Annotated in this window: 14 protein-coding genes; 4 read left to right on the forward strand and 10 right to left on the reverse strand. The window is 63.3% G+C overall.

Annotated features, from left to right (window positions below; genetic code table 11):
• Window positions 1-178: 178 nt before the first annotated feature.
• Window positions 179-1453 carry an MFS transporter gene (locus NCS67_RS08450; RefSeq protein WP_008341940.1) on the forward strand — a complete coding sequence of 425 codons (1275 nt, stop codon included), beginning with the start codon at window positions 179-181 and terminating at the stop codon, window positions 1451-1453.
• 61 nt (window positions 1454-1514) lie between these two features.
• On the opposite strand, the gene NCS67_RS08455 is transcribed toward NCS67_RS08450, so the two are convergent.
• The 6 genes from NCS67_RS08455 to NCS67_RS08480 form a co-directional block, all read right to left on the reverse strand.
• Complete coding sequence (locus NCS67_RS08455; protein WP_250434916.1) at window positions 1515-3407, reverse strand: propionate--CoA ligase; 1893 nt, start codon at window positions 3405-3407, stop codon at window positions 1515-1517.
• A gap of 95 nt (window positions 3408-3502) precedes the next feature.
• On the reverse strand, window positions 3503-3961 hold the full coding sequence (locus NCS67_RS08460; protein ID WP_008341944.1) for a hypothetical protein: 459 nt from the start codon (window positions 3959-3961) through the stop codon (window positions 3503-3505).
• Window positions 3958-4242, reverse strand: coding sequence for a hypothetical protein (locus NCS67_RS08465; RefSeq protein WP_250434917.1), 285 nt, complete (start codon window positions 4240-4242; stop codon window positions 3958-3960). The genes NCS67_RS08460 and NCS67_RS08465 overlap by 4 nt, the downstream gene beginning before the upstream one ends.
• A 131-nt stretch (window positions 4243-4373) precedes the next feature.
• Window positions 4374-5132 (reverse strand): 5'-methylthioadenosine/adenosylhomocysteine nucleosidase, encoded by a 759-nt coding sequence (locus NCS67_RS08470; protein WP_250434919.1) that lies wholly within the window; start codon window positions 5130-5132, stop codon window positions 4374-4376.
• A complete protein-coding gene (locus NCS67_RS08475; RefSeq protein ID WP_008341949.1) occupies window positions 5129-7495 on the reverse strand; it encodes a UvrD-helicase domain-containing protein in 2367 nt (788 codons plus the stop codon). Before NCS67_RS08475 ends, NCS67_RS08470 begins: the two co-directional genes overlap by 4 nt.
• An 86-nt stretch (window positions 7496-7581) precedes the next feature.
• Window positions 7582-8790 carry a hypothetical protein gene (locus NCS67_RS08480; RefSeq protein WP_250434920.1) on the reverse strand — a complete coding sequence of 403 codons (1209 nt, stop codon included), beginning with the start codon at window positions 8788-8790 and terminating at the stop codon, window positions 7582-7584.
• Between the two features lie 215 nt (window positions 8791-9005).
• On the opposite strand from NCS67_RS08480, the gene NCS67_RS08485 reads away from it, so the two are divergent.
• Together NCS67_RS08485 and galU are read left to right on the forward strand one after the other, a co-directional pair.
• Window positions 9006-11873 carry a valine--tRNA ligase gene (locus NCS67_RS08485; protein ID WP_008341952.1) on the forward strand — a complete coding sequence of 956 codons (2868 nt, stop codon included), beginning with the start codon at window positions 9006-9008 and terminating at the stop codon, window positions 11871-11873.
• A gap of 78 nt (window positions 11874-11951) precedes the next feature.
• Window positions 11952-12833, forward strand: coding sequence for a UTP--glucose-1-phosphate uridylyltransferase GalU (galU, locus tag NCS67_RS08490; protein WP_008341953.1), 882 nt, complete (start codon window positions 11952-11954; stop codon window positions 12831-12833).
• Window positions 12834-12921: 88 nt separating this feature from the next.
• Here the strand turns inward: galU and NCS67_RS08495 are convergent, their stop codons facing one another.
• The 4 genes from NCS67_RS08495 to NCS67_RS08510 form a co-directional block, all read right to left on the reverse strand.
• On the reverse strand, window positions 12922-13149 hold the full coding sequence (locus NCS67_RS08495; protein WP_008341954.1) for a sulfurtransferase TusA family protein: 228 nt from the start codon (window positions 13147-13149) through the stop codon (window positions 12922-12924).
• Window positions 13150-13213: 64 nt separating this feature from the next.
• The gene (locus NCS67_RS08500) at window positions 13214-14230 is read right to left on the reverse strand and encodes a Gfo/Idh/MocA family protein (RefSeq protein ID WP_250434921.1); all 1017 of its coding nucleotides are present in this window, start codon (window positions 14228-14230) and stop codon (window positions 13214-13216) included.
• Entirely contained in the window at window positions 14227-15231 is a 1005-nt protein-coding gene (iolG, locus tag NCS67_RS08505) for an inositol 2-dehydrogenase (RefSeq protein ID WP_008341957.1), read from the reverse strand. Before iolG ends, NCS67_RS08500 begins: the two co-directional genes overlap by 4 nt.
• The gene (locus NCS67_RS08510; RefSeq protein ID WP_008341959.1) at window positions 15221-16099 is read right to left on the reverse strand and encodes a MurR/RpiR family transcriptional regulator; all 879 of its coding nucleotides are present in this window, start codon (window positions 16097-16099) and stop codon (window positions 15221-15223) included. The genes iolG and NCS67_RS08510 overlap by 11 nt, the downstream gene beginning before the upstream one ends.
• Before the next feature lie 200 nt (window positions 16100-16299).
• Here NCS67_RS08510 and NCS67_RS08515 point away from each other — a divergent pair, with 200 nt between their 5' ends.
• Window positions 16300-17352, forward strand: a complete 1053-nt coding sequence (locus NCS67_RS08515) for a sugar ABC transporter substrate-binding protein (protein ID WP_008341961.1) — start codon at window positions 16300-16302, stop codon at window positions 17350-17352.
• The last annotated feature ends 165 nt before the right edge of the window (window positions 17353-17517 follow it).

Raw genomic sequence — 17517 nt, forward strand, 5'->3', positions numbered from 1 at the left:
TTGCGTGCGACGAAATCGCAGCTGGATTCGCTGCCGATCCTGTCCGATTCGCGACAAAGCTTGGCAGGACAACGCGTCGGGGACAGCCTACACTTGTCAGAAATTCAGTCTGCGCATAAATGTCGCACTGACAAAAGATCGATTCCGAGACGCTTTCCTGCTTTCACAAGCCATCACTATGCAAACGAGCATCGACAAGGGCGCTTTGTCGCCTTCCGGCGCATCGGCCGGCGCTTCCGCCAACGCTTCTGCAAACGCTTCCGCCGCGACATCAGCGGGCGCGCAACGCACCGTTTATTCCGTTCTGGGCGCGATCAGCTTTTCGCACCTTTTGAACGACATGATCCAGTCGCTGATTCTGGCGATCTATCCGATGTTCAAGAGCGAATTCGCGCTCACGTTCGGACAGATCGGCCTCATCACGCTCGTGTATCAGGTGACGGCTTCGCTGCTGCAACCGCTCGTCGGCCTGTACACGGACAAGCATCCGAAGCCGTATTCGCTTCCGGTCGGCATGGGCTTCACGCTGTCGGGTCTCTTGCTGATGTCGGTCGCGGGCAGCTTCGGCACGCTCTTGATCGCGGCGGCGCTGGTCGGCTGCGGATCGTCGGTGTTTCATCCGGAATCGTCGCGGGTGGCGCGCATGGCGTCGGGCGGCAAGCACGGTCTCGCGCAGTCGCTCTTTCAGGTCGGCGGCAACGCGGGTTCGTCGTTGGGTCCCTTGCTCGCCGCGCTGATCGTCATCCCGCACGGGCAAAAGAGCATCGCGTGGTTCTCGGTGGCCGCGCTCGTCGCGATGTTCGTGCTGGCGAATATCGGCCGCTGGTACAAGCGTCATCCGGCGACGAAGAAGGGCCGCGCGCAGACCGCGCACGCGACGCTGCCGCGCAACAAGGTCGTCATGGCGATGAGCGTGCTCGTGCTGCTCGTGTTCTCGAAGTACTTCTATCTGGCGAGCATCACGAGTTACTTCACGTTCTATCTGATCAGCAAGTTCGGCATTTCGGTGCAGGCCGCGCAGATCCATCTGTTCGTGTTCCTCGCGGCGGTGGCGGCGGGCACGATCATCGGCGGTCCGGTCGGCGACAAGGTCGGGCGCAAGGCGGTGATCTGGGTGTCGATTCTCGGCGTCGCGCCGTTCACGCTCTTGATGCCTTACGCGAACCTGTTCTGGACGGGCGTGCTGTCGGTGATCATCGGGCTCGTGCTGGCATCGGCGTTCTCGGCGATTCTCGTGTATGCGCAGGAACTGATTCCGGGCAAGGTCGGGATGGTCGCGGGCTTGTTCTTCGGATTCGCGTTCGGCATGGGCGGCGTGGGCGCGGCGGTGCTCGGGCATCTCGCGGATGCGACCAGCATCGATTATGTGTACAAGGTTTGCGCGTTCCTGCCGTTGCTGGGCGTGTTGACGGTGTTGTTGCCGAAGACGCATGAGGGGAAGGCGAAGGCCTGAGCGCACGCGATGACGATAACAACGGGCACGCCGGACCGCGTGCCCGTTGTGTTTTGGGCGCTCAGTTTCCCAACGCCTCCCTCACCTGCATCAACGCGCCCGGATCCTCGATCGTCGGCAGCTCGCCCGGATCGCGCCCTTCCGCCAACGCCGCGATCGCGCGTCGCAGCAGCTTCCCCGAACGCGTCTTCGGCAGCATCGTCACGAAATGCACGCGCGCCGGACGCGCGATCGCGCCGAGCTGCGAATCCACCGCGTGACACAACTCCGCTTCCATGCCCTCGCGCGCGCCCGGCGCATTGATGCGATCCGCATCGCGCAGCACGACGAACGCCGCAGCCGCCTGCCCCTTCACGGAATCGGCGATGCCGACCACCGCGACCTCCGCGACCGCCGGATGCGCCGACAACGCCTCTTCGATCTCGCGCGTGCCGAGCCGATGCCCCGCCACGTTGATGACATCGTCGGTGCGGCCGAGGATCGACACGTAGCCGTCCTCGTCCTGCACACCCCAGTCGAAGGTCGAATAGACCATCTGATTCGGCACGCTCTTCCAGTACGTGTCGACGAAGCGCTCGTCGTCGCGCCACACCGTCTGCATGCAGCCCGGCGGCAGCGGATACGCCAGCGTGACGACGCCCTTCTCGCCGGGCGCGCAGGCATCGCCGGTCGCTTCGTTGCGCAGCGTGAGATTGAAGCCCATCGACGGTACGCCCGGCGAGCCGAGCTTCGACGGCAATTCTTCGATGCCGCGCGGAATCGCGATCATCGGCCAGCCGGTTTCCGTCTGCCAGTAATTGTCGATGACGGGCTTTTTCAACGCGCTCTGGATCCAGTGCGCAGTCGGCTCGTCGAGCGGCTCGCCCGCGAGAAACAGCGTGCGCAGGCTCGACAGATCGTATTTCTCCATCAGCGCCGGATCCTGCTTCTTCAGCACGCGGATCGCGGTCGGCGCGGTGAACATCAGATTGATCTTGTACTGCTGGACGAGCCGCCACCAGATGCCGCCGTCGGGACGAATCGGCGTGCCTTCGTACATCACGGTCGTGAGGCCGGCGATCAGCGGCGCATAAATGATGTAGCTGTGCCCCACGACCCAGCCGATGTCCGATGCGGTGAACATCGTGTCGCCCGGCGCGCCCTGAAAGATGTGCTCAATCGATGCGGCGAGCGCGACCGCGTAACCGCCGACATCGCGCTGCACGCCCTTCGGCCTGCCCGTCGTGCCGGACGTGTAGAGCACGTACGACGGCTCGTTCGATTCGAGCCATTCGCACGGCACGTGCGCGTCGAAAAATTGCTCGCGCAGCGGTTCGTACGCGACGAGATAACTCGCCTGCAAGCGCTCGGGCGCGAGTTGCCGGTCGATCAAGAGCACTTGCGGCACCTTGTATTCGGCGCGCGAGAGCGCTTCGTCGACGAGCGGCGTGTAGTCGATCACCTTGCCCGCGCGCGCGCCGGCATCGGCGGTGACGATGAGCGCAGGCTCGGCATCGTCGATGCGCGCCGCGAGATTCGGCGCCGCGAAGCCGCCGAACACGACCGAGTGGATCGCGCCGATGCGCGCGCACGCGAGCATCGCGAAGAGCGCTTCGGGAATCATCGGCAGATAGATGAGCACGCGATCGCCCTTCTTCACGTGCAGCGAGCGCATGACGGCTGCCATGCGGTTCACTTCCGCGTGCAGCTCGGCGTAGGTGTAGCGGCGCTCGATGCCCGTTTCCGTCGATACGTAGACGAGCGCGTCCTGTTGCGCACGCGACGCGAGATGCCGATCGACGGCGTTATGGCACAGATTGGTCTTGCCGCCGACGAACCACCGCGCGAACGGCGGCTTGCTGCGGTCGAGCACCCGCTCGAACGGCGTCTGCCAGTGAATGCGACGGGCCTGTTCGGCCCAGAACGCTTCGGGCTCGTCGATCGACCGTCGATACGCTTCTCGGTAAGTCGGCATGCGCGTCCTCTGCAAAGCGGCGTTGGCTGAGCCCTGAGCATAGAGCAGCCGTCCAACCCGCGCCAGACCGGGCGCGCCCTGATCGATCCGGCGCGTCAGAGCGCCCGGGTTCGCGCTGCGGCGCGGCCCTCGGACGCGGTGTGCTTGAGCAGCACCGGCGCAAGCTCGCCCGCGACGCGCATGCTCGACACGACGACCGTTCGTACGCCGCATCCGTCCGTCAATGCGCGCAGCGTTTCTCGCGTGCTCGCGCGCGCCTCGATGCGCGGTTCGATCAGGATCAGGCCGCGGCAGTACGCGGCCAGCATCGCGCGATGCGTGCGCATCCACGCGGCGCGCAGACGGGCGTCGTCGGCGGTTTCGTTTGCGTCGTGCTCGGCCACGAGAACGAAAGGCGTCGCGAGGGACACGAGACGGCGCATCTGCGCGCCCCATGCGAACGCATAGCCCGGTTTCACGGCGCGCGGACGCAGGCGCACGAGCGGGAATCGGCTCGCGTCGAAAAGACGCTCGTCGAGTTCGATGGATTTCGGTGCAAGGTCGGCGGCGTTCACAGCGGTTTCGGACTCCAGTAGTTGAGCGCGGCGACGAGCGACGGCCAGCGGGAACGCCGCGGCACCACGCGTTTCTTGGGCTGCGTGGCGCGTGGCGCGCGGCGAGCCGATTCCTGCGCCGCCTGCGCCGCCTGCGCCATCGCCTCCGTCCACGCGCGGCGCGTGGTTTCGAGCACCTTCGCGGCGTTCGCCGAAACAGCGCAACGCTCGCCCCGCTCGCCGCTTTCGGACGCCGGGCGCGCTTCGCCCATCGTGCCGATGGCGGTGAAATCGTTGGTCATGTCGTCGGGCCTCCTGTGTCTGCCTCACGGTGTGCGAGTCATTGTATTGAGAATCATTCTCAACTACAAGCAGGATTTTCGACGATGCGCGGCCCGTGGAAAGCCGCGTCCGCGTGGGATTCGGCGCTCGATCAGCCGGCAGCGCGGAGAAAGCGCGACAAAATGCCCGACGAGTAAGTCGCGGCGATCGACGTCAGAAATTCGGTGAACGATAGCGGCGCGGCGGCGTCCGCCGCATCGGAAATGGTCCGCACGACCGCGCACGGCACGCCGTGCTCGTAGCAGACCTGCGCGATGGCCGCGCCTTCCATTTCGACCGCAAGCGCGTCGGGCAGCGCGTCGCGCAAGCCGAAGAGCGCGTCGTGGCTCGCGATGAAGCGATCGCCGCTCACGATCAGCCCGCGATGCACGCGCGGCCCGGCGACGGCGAAGCGCTCCGTCAGCGTACCGCCCTCGTCGGCGATGAACGCATCGGCGGCGGCGGCGAGCGCATCGGAAAGCGCGCGATCGGCGCCGAAGCGCGCGCGGTCGAGCAGCGGCACTTCGTAGCGCGGAAAGAGCGGCGATGCGTCGAGATCATGCTGCAGCAAAGCATCGGCGATGACGACATCGCCCACTTGCACGTCCGCCCGCACGCCGCCCGCGACGCCTGTGAAAACGATGGCATCGGTTTCGAACACATGGATGAGCGCGCTCGCGGTCGCGGCCGCCGCCACCTTGCCGATGCGCGCGAGCGTGACGACGGCCGGCAGCCCATGCGCGTCGCCGACGTAATACTCGCGCTGGCCGAGCGTCACGGTGCGAACTTCGCCTGCCGAGCGCATCTGCGCGATGAGGTCGCCCAGTTCCTGCGGCAGCGCCGCCATGATGCCGAGCCGCTTCGTCTTCATTCGACGGCCTGCAGTTTCGCCACGGCCAGCGCGAGCCACTTTTCGCCGTGGCGCTTGAAGCGCACTTGCGCGCGCGCGTCGCCGCCCGAGCCTTCCAGCGCGGTCACGGTGCCTTCGCCGAACTTCGTATGGAACACGGCCTGGCCGACCTTGAAGCCGGATTCCGCCGCGCGCTGCTCGTTGGCGAACGACGGCAATGCCGCGCTGGCGCCCTGATCCCGCGCATAGCCGGAAGAACCGCCGCGCTCCTGTCCGGGACGCGCAAACCAGTCGCGGCCCCAGCCGGCGTTGTCGGCGCGTCCGCCCCAGCGCGCGCCCGCCTCCATCTTCGGCGTGAGCCACTTGAGCGAGCCTTCGGGCAATTCGTCGAAGAAACGCGAACGGATGTTGTAGCGCGTCTGGCCGTGCAGCATGCGGCTCTGCGCGAACGACAGATAAAGCCGCTCTTTCGCGCGCGTGATCGCCACGTACATGAGACGCCGCTCTTCCTCCAGCCCGTCCGATTCCTGCGCGCTGTTCTCGTGCGGGAACAAGCCCTCTTCCAGCCCGGTGATGAACACCGCCGTGAATTCGAGGCCCTTGGCCGCGTGCACGGTCATCAGTTGCACGGCGTCCTGGCCGGCCTGCGCCTGGTTGTCGCCGGCTTCGAGCGATGCGTGCGACAGGAAACCGGCGAGCGGCGTCATCGTGTCGGGATTCTGCGCGGGATCGGCGATGCCGGGCGCATCGAGCACTTCGATCTCGCCGTCCTCGCTGACGATCTCCGGCAACGCCGACGCGCCCGGACGCAGCGGAATGGAGCGCGCGGGCGTATCGAGCCCGTAGCCTTCCTCGCTGACGAACGCCGCCGCCGCATTCACGAGTTCCTGCAAGTTCTCGAGCCGATCCTGGCCCTCGCGCTCGGTTTCGTAGAACGCGGCGAGACCGCTCGCGCGCACGACGTATTCGACGGTTTCCGGCAGGCTCATCTGCTGCGTTTCGGCGCGCATTTTCGCGATGAGCGTCGCGAATGCGCCGAGGCTCGTGCCCGCCTTGCCGGTGACGTACGGCACGGCGGCGGCCATCGAACAGTTGTAGAGACGCGCCGCGTCGGCCACTTGCTCGATGGAGCGCGCACCGATCCCGCGCGTCGGGAAATTGACGACGCGCGCGAAGGCGGTATCGTCGTTCGGATTGTCGATGAGACGCAAATACGCGAGCGCATGCTTCACTTCCTGCCGCTCGAAGAAGCGCAGACCGCCATACACGCGATACGGAATGCCCGCGTTCACGAGCGTATGTTCGATGGTCCGCGACTGCGCGTTGCTGCGATAAAGCACCGCGACCTCGCCGCGCGACACGCCCGTATTGATGAGCGCCTTGATTTCCTCGACGATCCAGCCCGCTTCCTGCGAATCCGTTGCGGCCTCGTAGACGCGCACCGGCTCGCCGTGTCCCGCGTCGGTGCGCAGATTCTTGCCGAGCCGGTTGGCGTTGTTGGCGATCAGATAGTTCGCGGTATCGAGAATATGGCCGTGCGAGCGATAGTTCTGCTCCAGCTTGATGAGATTGCGCACGCGGAATTCGCGCTCGAAATCGTGCATGTTGCCGACGTTCGCGCCGCGGAACGCGTAGATCGACTGGTCGTCGTCGCCGACCGCGAAGATCGCGTTGTGCTCGCCCGCGAGCAGCTTGAGCCACGCGTACTGCAGCTTGTTCGTGTCCTGAAACTCGTCGACGAGAATGTTGCGAAAGCGCGCCTGATAATGCGCGCGCAGCGGCGGATTGTGCGCGAGGAGTTCATAACAGCGCAGCAGCAGCTCGGGAAAATCGACGACGCCTTCGCGCTGGCATTGCTGATCGTAGGCTTCGTAAAGCTCGACGAACTTGCGATTGAACGCATCGGTGGCGTCGACGTCTTTCGGACGCAGGCCCTGCTCCTTCGCGTTGTTGATGAAGTACTGCAGATTCTTCGCCGGATACTTCTCGTCGTCGACGTTCAGGCCTTTCATCAGCCGCTTGATCGCGGACAGCTGGTCGGCCGTGTCGAGAATCTGGAATGTCTGCGGCAGGCCGGCGTCGCGGTAATGCGCGCGCAGCATGCGGTTGCACAAGCCGTGAAACGTGCCGATCCACATGCCGCGCGTATCGATGGGCAGCAGCGCGGACAGGCGCGCCATCATCTCGCGCGCGGCCTTGTTCGTGAAGGTGACGGCGAGCACGGTCGGCGGCGACGCGTAGCCCTGCTGGATCAGCCACGCGATGCGCGTGATGAGCACGCGCGTCTTGCCGCTGCCGGCGCCCGCGAGAATGAGCGCGGGCTCGTCCGGGAGCGTCACGGCGGCGAGTTGTTCGGGATTCAGATTCGCGAGCAGGTCGGGCATGGGAAAGAGGCGTCGAGGTAAGCGAGCATTATAAATGTCCGGTTCTTCGACGACTTTCCGCGTCGCCCATCGCAGCCGACACTCGATTACGGCGCAGACGGCCTACTTTCCATGGATTGTTGCATTTTCTGGGCCGCGTCCGCGCCTAGCGTATTTCGCACACGTCCGTTCACAAGCGTGTTCAGAAATTTGTCATCGAAGCCATTCGCCACTTTCCAGGCGTCCCGATCCCGCTCGAACACGAATTCGCCCTTGAGCTGCACGTATGGCATCGCACCGATAACGCTCAACAGATTGTCCTTATAGTCGACCAAAACCGGACATGCGTAGGAATGGTCATCGATCCTGCGGCAATCCGCTGCCGGAAGCACGCCGATGACCCTCGCTTCCATCGTCCTCGGCACATCTTCCCCGTACACCGGTTTGTGATACGACGGCGACCGTCTGCCCACGCGATCGTCGATTCCCTTGATTCCCGCGATGACCGCTGCGCGAATCGCGTCGCGGCCGAGCGGGGCGCCCAACGCCTTGTTCAGCCCGGCCTCGTTGTAGCGCGCGGCCACGTATTCGTACGGATAGGTATGCACTTCGAACTCACCATTCTTTTCCCTGGGCCGGATCACGTAGCCTATGGGGCTCGTCGCCTCCCCCGCTTTGATGACCGCTGTGCAACCGCGCGATCTGTCGCCATCGTCGCAGCCCACTTCCTGGAAATCCGAAAATCGTTGCGTCAAATCGCGGTCATCGTTCAGCGACAGGCCCGGACGTTTCGTGGCGAGATCGGTCTTCGATTGGACGCCGATCCGGAACAGCGCGTCCTTCGTGCTGCTTGCCGCGCAGGATGGCGTGCTTGCCGACCAGAGGGTGTAGGCCCCGACCGCCGCGAAGATCACGCAAAACGCCGATGCATATCCGATCATGCGACGTTTCACCTTCTTGCGCGTGCGCGCGGCGAACGCCGCGAATGGCGCCCGGAAACGCGGGTCGATCTGCCCGACGACCGACTCGTACTGCAACAAGTCCTCGGGCGCCTTGTCCGTCTCCAGCGTTTCCACGAAACGGACCGCCGCCGCTTCCGCCGCTTGCTCATCCAGGAAACGTTCTTGAATGAGCCAGTCGAGCATCGCGCGCGCGGAATCGAAGCGCAGGTCGATCTCCGACATCTGGTCCATCGACTCTAGCACCCGCAGGGCCGTTTTATCGTCGATATAGCCGCAACTATTCAACACTGCCAAAGTCTGCAAGCGGACCATGCCCGCGACGCTAACCTTCTGACACTCCTGATCTGTGGTCATCTCGCCCCTTTCTCTTGCGCCACTCGTGCCGGATGCACGCGTGCGAATCCGCCAGCGTAGAACCATGGCTTTTTGCGATACAGGGACAGAGCGCGCTTTTGACAATTACTTCCAGATATCGCTCTTACGGGGCACTCGGGCACCGTACGAGTAGGCCACGTGGGCACCGCTATAATTGACGGATTCCCTGCTTTCAGATCTAGACGAACGACGACATGAGCGACAACACACTGGCAAAAAGCTTCGAGCCTCAAAACATCGAGTCCCAATGGGGCCCGGAATGGGAAAAGCGCGGATACGCCGCTCCCACGTTCAAGGAAGGCGCGAAGAATTTCTCCATCCAGTTGCCGCCGCCGAACGTCACCGGCACGCTGCACATGGGGCACGCGTTCAACCAGACCATCATGGATGGCCTGACGCGCTATCACCGCATGCTGGGCGAAAACACGCTGTGGGTGCCGGGCACGGACCACGCGGGCATCGCGACGCAGATCGTCGTCGAACGCCAGCTCGATGCGCAAGGCATCTCGCGCCATGACCTCGGCCGCGAAGAGTTTCTGAAGCGCGTCTGGGCGTGGAAGCAGCAATCCGGCTCGACAATCACGAATCAGGTTCGGCGTCTGGGCGCATCGATCGACTGGTCGCGCGAATACTTCACGATGGACGACAAGATGTCGGCCGCCGTGCGCGACGTGTTCGTCACGCTCTATAAACAAGGGCTGATCTATCGCGGCAAGCGGCTCGTGAACTGGGACCCGGTGCTCGGCACCGCCGTGTCCGATCTCGAAGTCGTGAGCGAAGAAGAAAACGGCAGCCTGTGGCACATCAACTATCCGCTGCCGGACGGTTCCGGTCATCTGACGGTCGCGACCACGCGCCCGGAAACCATGCTGGGCGACACCGCCGTGATGGTGCATCCGGAAGACGAGCGTTATCAGCATCTGATCGGCAAGACGGTGACGTTGCCGCTATGCGATCGCGAAATCCCGATCATCGCGGATGAATACGTCGATCGCGAATTCGGCACCGGCGTCGTCAAAGTCACGCCCGCGCACGACTTCAACGACTACGCCGTCGGCCAACGCCACAAGCTGCCGCAGATCGAAATTCTCACGCTCGACGCGAAGATCAACGACAACGCGCCTGAAAAATATCGCGGCATGGATCGCTTCGACGCGCGCAAAGCCGTCGTGAAAGATCTCGAAGCGCTCGGCCTGCTCGAATCCGTCAAGCCGCACAAGCTGATGGTGCCGCGCGGCGACCGCACCAACGTGGTCATCGAACCGATGCTGACGGACCAGTGGTTCGTCGCCATGAGCAAGCCGGCGCCCGAAGGCACGTTCAATCCGGGCAAGTCGATCACGGAAACGTCGCTCGATGTCGTGCGCAACGGCCAGATCAAGTTCGTGCCGGAGAACTGGACGACCACCTACTATCAGTGGCTCGAAAACATCCAGGACTGGTGCATTTCGCGCCAGTTGTGGTGGGGCCATCAGATTCCCGCGTGGTACGGCGAGAACGGCGAGATTTTCGTCGCGAAGACCGAAGAAGAAGCCCGCGCCGAAGCCGACGCGCAAGGCTACAAAGGCGCACTCAAGCGCGATGAAGACGTGCTCGACACCTGGTTCTCGTCCGCGCTCGTGCCGTTTTCGTCGCTCGGCTGGCCGAACGAGACGAAGGAACTGAAGGCGTTCCTGCCGTCGTCGGTGCTCGTGACAGGCTTCGACATCATCTTCTTCTGGGTCGCCAGAATGGTGATGATGACCACGCATTTCACCGGCAAGGTGCCGTTCGACACCGTCTATGTGCACGGACTCGTGCGCGACGCCGAAGGCCAGAAGATGTCGAAGAGCAAGGGCAACACGCTCGACCCGATCGATATCGTCGATGGCATCGACCTCGAATCGCTCGTCGCCAAGCGCACGACCGGCCTCATGAATCCGAAGGCCGCCGCGCAGATCGAGAAGAAGACGCGCAAGGAATTCCCCGAAGGCATTCCGTCGTTCGGCACCGACGCGCTGCGCTTCACGATGGCCTCGATGGCCACGCTCGGCCGCAACGTGAACTTCGATCTCGCGCGCTGCGAGGGTTATCGCAACTTCTGCAACAAGCTCTGGAACGCCACGCGTTTCGTGCTGATGAACTGCGAGGGCCACGATTGCGGTTTTGCGAATCCGGGCGCGTGCAAACCAGGCGATTGCGGCCCTGGCGGCTACACGGATTACTCGCAGGCGGATCGCTGGATCGTGTCGCTGCTTCAGCGCGTGGAAGCCGAAGTGGAAAAGGGTTTCGCGGACTATCGTTTCGACAACGTCGCGAGCGCGATCTACAAATTCGTGTGGGACGAGTACTGCGACTGGTATCTCGAACTCGCGAAGGTGCAGATCCAGACCGGCACGCCCGAGCAGCAGAGGGCGACGCGTCGCACGCTCTTGCGTGTGCTCGAAACGGTGCTGCGCCTCGCGCATCCGATCATTCCTTTCATCACGGAAGCGTTGTGGCAGAAGGTTGCCCCTCTCACCGACGCCTTCCCGCAAGGCGCGAAGGAAGGCGAAGTCTCGATCATGACGCAGCCTTATCCGCGCGCCGAGCAGAAAAAGATCGATGAATCGTCAGAACAGTGGGCTGCCGAACTGAAGAGTGTCATCGATGCATGTCGTAATCTACGTGGCGAAATGAATCTGTCGCCCGCGGTGAAGGTGCCGTTGCTCGCGCACGGCGACGCGGCGCGCCTCACCGCGTTCGCACCGTATATCGCTGCCCTCGCGCGTCTTTCCGAAGTGAAGATCATCGACGACGAAGCCGCCCTCGACAAGGAAGCTCATGGCGCGCCCGTCGCGATCGTCGGCACGAGCAAGCTCGTGTTGAAAGTCGAAATCGATATCGCCGCGGAACGCGAGCGCCTGACCAAGGAAGTGGACCGTCTGACGGCCGAGATCGCAAAATGTAACGCGAAACTCGGAAACGAAAGCTTTGTTTCAAAAGCGCCGGCCGCTGTCGTTGAACAGGAGCGTAAAAGGCTGGCAGAATACGGAACCACTATCGAGAAGCTTCAGGCCCAATTATTGCGTCTGCCTGCTTGAATTTGAGGGTTCGAATCATTTATCGATCCGCTCCGTCTGTCTCGACGTTTCATTGATTAAGAGGATCAGGGTCATCACATGCTAAAAGTTACCAAAGCGGTTTTCCCCGTCGCAGGTCTGGGCACGCGGTTCCTTCCCGCGACCAAGGCCAGCCCGAAGGAAATGCTGCCTGTCGTCGACAAGCCGCTGATTCAGTACGCGGTCGAAGAAGCAATGGCGGCCGGCATTACCGAAATGATCTTCGTGACGGGACGCAGCAAGCGCGCCATCGAAGATCACTTCGACAAGTCCTATGAGATCGAAGCGGAACTCGAAGCGCGCGGCAAGGACAAGCTGCTCGAACTCGTGCGCAGCATCAAGCCGAGCCATGTCGACTGCTTCTACGTGCGTCAGGCCGAAGCGCTCGGTCTCGGCCACGCTGTGCTCTGCGCGGAGAAGCTCGTCGGCGACAATCCGTTCGCCGTGATCCTCGCGGACGACTTGCTGTACGGCAAGCCGCCCGTCATGTCGCAGATGATCGAAGTCTTCGATCACTATCACAGCTCGGTGATCGGCGTCGAAGAAATCCCGCCGGAGGATTCGAAGTCCTACGGCATCATCGACGGCAAGGAATGGGAAGACAACATCTTCAAGCTGTCGGGAATCGTCGAGAAGCCGGAACCCGCCGTGGCGCCGTCGAACCTGGGCGTAGTCGGCCGGTACGTGCTGAAGCCGCGCATCTTCGATCACATTCGCGCGCTGAAGCCGGGCGCGGGCGGAGAACTGCAACTGACGGATGCGATTCAATCGCTGCTGTCGGATGAGCAAGTGCTCGCGTACAAGTATCAGGGCACGCGCTTCGATTGCGGCAGCAAGCTCGGCTATCTGAAGGCGACGGTCGAGTTCGCGCTGCGTCATCCGGAAGTGAAGCAGGAATTCGAGGAATATCTGCGCAATCGCGCGCCGATTCTCGAAGACTGACTTTCTGGCCGGATCGGATGAAAAAAATGCCCGTCACCTGCGTGACGGGCATTTTGCTTTTGGGCGTTTGCTTGTGCGTTCGTTGGCTTCAACGCCGGCGCATCAGGAAGATGAACGTCTTGTCCTGTGCGGTCGATTCGACGATCTCGTTGCCGGTCTGCTTCGCGAAGGCCGCGAAATCGCGTTGCGATCCCGGGTCGGTCGCGAGCACTTTCAAAATCTGACCGCTCGTCATGTCGGCGAGCGCCTTCTTTGCCCGCAAAATCGGCAACGGGCAGTTGAGCCCGCGCGCGTCGACTTCCTTGTGAACTTCCATCGCGATTGAACCTTTGTTTGCCGGTGAGGGGAGCGCTCGTGAAGGTTCGATTTTAACGCAGAGGTCAAAACTCCACCGCCCGCCCACTCTCATAAGCCTGCCGCATCGCAATACCAATGCGCGTCGCCTCTCTTGCATCGTCGAGCGTCAGCCCCGTCGGCTGCCCTTGCCGAAGCAACCCGACGAACGCCTGCGCCTCGCGCAAAAACGCATCCTCGAAGCGCTCGAAGAACGTCGGCGTGCAGGCATTGCGCACGCCCTGCGCATCCGCGATTTCCACGCGATTCGCCCGCGGATTGCGTCCCACCGACAGCGCGCCCGCCGTGCCGATCACTTCCGTCTGCGTGTCGTGCCCATGCGCCATCGTCCGCGACGCATACAGCACCGCGAGCCGTCCGTCATCGAACTCGATCGTGCCCACGCCATTGTCGATGTCATTGCACTCGCGCAAGCCTTCGTGAATCGCGATGGTTCCGCTCGCATACACGCGTTTCGCGCGCGGATTGCCGAGCAGCCAGCGCGCAAGATCGATGTCGTGCACGCTGCAATCGAGAAACAGCCCGCCCGATGTCGGCGCGAATCGCACGAAGAAGCCATCGGGATCGTTCTTGTCGCAGGTCTGCGAGCGCACCATGAACGGCCGGCCGATCGCGCCGCTCGCGACGCGATCGAACGCATCGCGATAGCTCGCATCGAAGCGCCGCACGAAGCCGATCATCACTTGCAGATGCGGATGCCGCGCGTGCTCTTCGATCACCGCGTCGCATTCGGCGAGATCGAGCGACAGCGGTTTCTCGCAGAACACATGCTTGCCCGCGCGCAACGCGGCGATGATCTGCCGCGCATGCAGCGACGTCGGCGTGACGAGCCACACGGCATCGACGGAGGCATCGGCGAGCAGTTCATCGTAATCCGCATAAAGCGACAACTCGGGAAGACTCGACGAAGCCCACTCGCGCTCGTCCACAACCGGACTGCACGCCGCGACGAGTTTCGCGCCCGGCACGCGCCACGCGAGATTCTCCGCATGCCGGCGCCCGAGCCGCCCCAGTCCGGCGATACCGAAGCGCACCGCGCTCATGCGACGTTCTCCCCGAGCTTGACGATGCGCTTCTCGCGCCACGACAAGGTCGCCGCTTCGGCGAGTTCGAGCGCCTTGAGGCCATCGGCGACGGTGGTTCGCACCGGTTTGCCGTTGCTGACCGCATCGAAGAAATGCGCGATTTCCGCCGCATACGCCGCGCGATAACGTTCGAGAAAGAACGCCTCGGGCTTGTCGCTCGACACCGACGCCGACGTGTACGCGGTGACTTCCGTCGGCCGCACATTGCCCGCCTGCAGCATGCCCGCGCTGCCGAGCAGCTCGAAGCGCTGATCGTAGCCATACGCCGCGCGCCGCGCCGTATTGATCTGGCACAGACGCCCGCGCTTCGTGCGGATCGTGACCGCGGTCGAATCGATATCGCCCGCTTCGGCGATGGCCGCATCGCTCAAGCAACTGCCCGTCGCGTGCAGCGTGTCGGCTTCGTCGTCGAGAATCCAGCGGAAGATGTCGAAGTCGTGAATCAGCATGTCCTTGAAGATGCCGCCCGAATGCAAGATGTACTCGACCGGCGGCGCGCCCGGATCGCGGCTCGTCACGATCAGCATTTCTGGATCGCCGATCTCGCCCGCGTCGATACGCGCCTTCAACGCCGAGAACGTCGGATCGAAGCGGCGCTGAAAGCCGATCATGCAGACGACGCCCGCCTTCTCGACAGCATCGGCGCACGCGCGCGCACGCTCGGTCGTGAGATCGACGGGCTTCTCGCAGAACACATGCTTCTTCTGCGCCGCCGACGCCAGAATCAGATCCGCGTGCGTATCCGTGCTCGAACACACGACGGTCGCGCCGACGGAGGCATCGCCCATCGCGCCATCGACATCGGCGACGGTCGCGCCATGCGCTTTCGCGAGCGCGGCGGCCGCGTCGCGATTCACATCGACGACGTATTTCAGACGCACGCCCGGTTGCCGCGCGAGATTGGCCGCGTGAATCTTGCCGATGCGCCCCGCCCCAAACACCGCCACATCAATCGTCATAGCCACCTGTCTCCTTGGATTCCTCAACGTTCAACTCGAGCCGGTACGCGAGCGCGATGAACAACGCCTGGCACAGGCAAATGGTGCTCGTGAGCGAGCGAAACGCGAACGCGCTGCCCTCCTTCACGAACAGACTCGCGCTCGCGTGACGCGCGAGCGGCGAAAGCTGGCTATCGGTGATGACGAGCGTCGCCGCGCCGTGATGCTGCGCGGCGCGCACGCAATATTGCGTCTCCTTGCCGTAGGGCGCGAAGCTGATCGCGATCACCACGTCTCCCTTCTTCACGCTGCGCACCTGTTCGCGAAACATGCCGCCGAAGCCCGAGATCAAATGCACGCGCTTCTTCGTGTGCTGCAATGCATAGACGATGTAGCTCGCGACCGCGAACGACCGGCGCACGCCGATCACGTAGATGTTCTCCGCCTGCGAAAGCATCTCGACGGCGGCTTCGAACTGCGCGTCGTCGAGACCGGCTTCGAGCTCGTCGAGACCCGTGCGGCTCGCCGCGATGAACTCGCGCGCGACCGACACGCCGGACGCATCGCCCGCCTTCTCGTCGATGAGCTTGCGTATGCGCTGCTGATACGTCTGCTGCGAACCGCCCGCGCCCGTGTACGCCTGCCGGAACACGGCCTGCAAGTCGGAGAAACCGGAGAAACCGAAGCGCTGCGCAAACCGCACGACCGCCGACGCATGCACGCCGCACGCGTTGGCGATATCGCTCGTGCGATCCATCATCACGCTTGGCCGATGCTGCTCGATATACGTCGCGACGCTCTTCAACTGGCGCGGCAGCGAGTCGTAGGCGTCGGTGATCCGCTGCATCAGTTCGTCGACGCTTTGCACGTCGGTGCTGGTCTCATCCATCACAGGCTCTTTCGATGTTCGTCGTGAACCGATTATAGGAACACGGCAAGCAAATTGGAATGTATTTTCCATTTGCCGCACCAATGAAATTTCTATTGCAGGCCACCGAAAACTGACCTACTCTTGGTCCTGAGCACGGCACATCGAAGGGTCGGCTCGCGAAACATCACACCAAACAACAACCGAGATAGGTGGAGACAATGACCATTTGCAACGGTCGGGCCGCGCTGCGCGCGCTGGTGGCTGCTGCTGCGTTGTGCAGCGCATCGATGATGGCGGCGAGTCCCGCACACGCGGCGCCCGACGCGAAGTTCGTGCTGATCAGCCACGCGCCGGACTCGGATTCCTGGTGGAACACCATCAAGAACGCGATCAAGCAGGCCGACGAAGACTTCAACGTGCAGACGGACTACCGCAATCCGCCGAACGGCGACATCGCGGACATGTCGCGCCTGATCGAGCAGGCCGCCGCGCGCAACTACGATGGCGTCATCACGACCATCGCCGACTTCGATGTGCTGAAGAGCGCCATCAACAAGGTCACGGCGAAGAAGATTCCGCTCGTCACGATCAACTCGGGCACCGAGGAACAGAGCGCGCAACTGGGCGCGATCATGCACGTCGGCCAGCCGGAATATGTGGCGGGCAAGGCGGCCGGCGAGAAGGCGAAGGCCGCGGGCGTGAAGTCGTTCGTCTGCGTGAATCACATCGCGACGAACACGGTGTCGTTCGATCGCTGCAAGGGCTTCGCGGACGCGCTCGGCATCGACTACAAGGCATCGACGATCGATTCGGGACAAGACCCGACCGAGATCCAGTCTAAGGTATCGGCGTATCTGCGCAATCATCCGGATACGGGCGCGATCCTCACGCTCGGACCGACGCCCGCATCCGCGACGCTCAAGGCCGTCACGCAAATGGGCCTGCAAAACAAGGTGTATTTCGTGACTTTCGACTTCTCGGACGACATCGCGAAGGCCATCAAGGACGGCACGATCAAGTTCGCGATCGATCAGCAGCCGTATCTGCAAGGCTATATCCCGGTGGCCGTGCTCGCGATCGTGAAGAAGGAACATACGACCGATCCGGCGAAGATCCGTCAGCTTCTCGAAGCCAATCCGAAGTTCAAGGCGCGCCTCGAAACCTACGGATTGCAGCCGTCGTACGGACCGAAGAACATTCGTTCGGGCCCGGGTTTCATCACCAAAGAAAATCTCGACAAGGTCGTGAAGTACGCGGGTCAATATCGTTGATCCCGGCGTGACCTGATTCGGGCGGCGCTTCGCGCACCGCCCGCTTTTATCGACGTTCAGCGGGGGGGGGGGGGGGGGGGGGGGGGGGGGGGGGGGGGGGGGGGGGGGGGGGGGGGGGGCGCGGCGGGGGGGGGGGGGGGCGTGGGGGGGGGGGGGGGGGGGGCG

This window comes from Caballeronia sp. ATUFL_F2_KS9A, from assembly GCF_023630765.1.
Classification (GTDB): domain Bacteria; phylum Pseudomonadota; class Gammaproteobacteria; order Burkholderiales; family Burkholderiaceae; genus Caballeronia; species Caballeronia zhejiangensis.

What these genes read in the sequence shown, in the direction of transcription:
- iolG (WP_008341957.1), bottom strand. Translation starts at nt 15,231, where the DNA reads ATGACGATTGATGTGGCGGTGTTTGGGGCGGGGCGCATCGGCAAGATT.
- NCS67_RS08485 (WP_008341952.1), top strand. Translation starts at nt 9,006, where the DNA reads ATGAGCGACAACACACTGGCAAAAAGCTTCGAGCCTCAAAACATCGAG.
- NCS67_RS08500 (WP_250434921.1), bottom strand. Translation starts at nt 14,230, where the DNA reads ATGAGCGCGGTGCGCTTCGGTATCGCCGGACTGGGGCGGCTCGGGCGC.
- NCS67_RS08455 (WP_250434916.1), bottom strand. Translation starts at nt 3,407, where the DNA reads ATGCCGACTTACCGAGAAGCGTATCGACGGTCGATCGACGAGCCCGAA.
- NCS67_RS08450 (WP_008341940.1), top strand. Translation starts at nt 179, where the DNA reads ATGCAAACGAGCATCGACAAGGGCGCTTTGTCGCCTTCCGGCGCATCG.
- NCS67_RS08475 (WP_008341949.1), bottom strand. Translation starts at nt 7,495, where the DNA reads ATGCCCGACCTGCTCGCGAATCTGAATCCCGAACAACTCGCCGCCGTG.
- NCS67_RS08495 (WP_008341954.1), bottom strand. Translation starts at nt 13,149, where the DNA reads ATGGAAGTTCACAAGGAAGTCGACGCGCGCGGGCTCAACTGCCCGTTG.
- galU (WP_008341953.1), top strand. Translation starts at nt 11,952, where the DNA reads ATGCTAAAAGTTACCAAAGCGGTTTTCCCCGTCGCAGGTCTGGGCACG.
- NCS67_RS08465 (WP_250434917.1), bottom strand. Translation starts at nt 4,242, where the DNA reads ATGACCAACGATTTCACCGCCATCGGCACGATGGGCGAAGCGCGCCCG.
- NCS67_RS08480 (WP_250434920.1), bottom strand. Translation starts at nt 8,790, where the DNA reads ATGACCACAGATCAGGAGTGTCAGAAGGTTAGCGTCGCGGGCATGGTC.
- NCS67_RS08515 (WP_008341961.1), top strand. Translation starts at nt 16,300, where the DNA reads ATGACCATTTGCAACGGTCGGGCCGCGCTGCGCGCGCTGGTGGCTGCT.
- NCS67_RS08470 (WP_250434919.1), bottom strand. Translation starts at nt 5,132, where the DNA reads ATGAAGACGAAGCGGCTCGGCATCATGGCGGCGCTGCCGCAGGAACTG.
- NCS67_RS08510 (WP_008341959.1), bottom strand. Translation starts at nt 16,099, where the DNA reads ATGGATGAGACCAGCACCGACGTGCAAAGCGTCGACGAACTGATGCAG.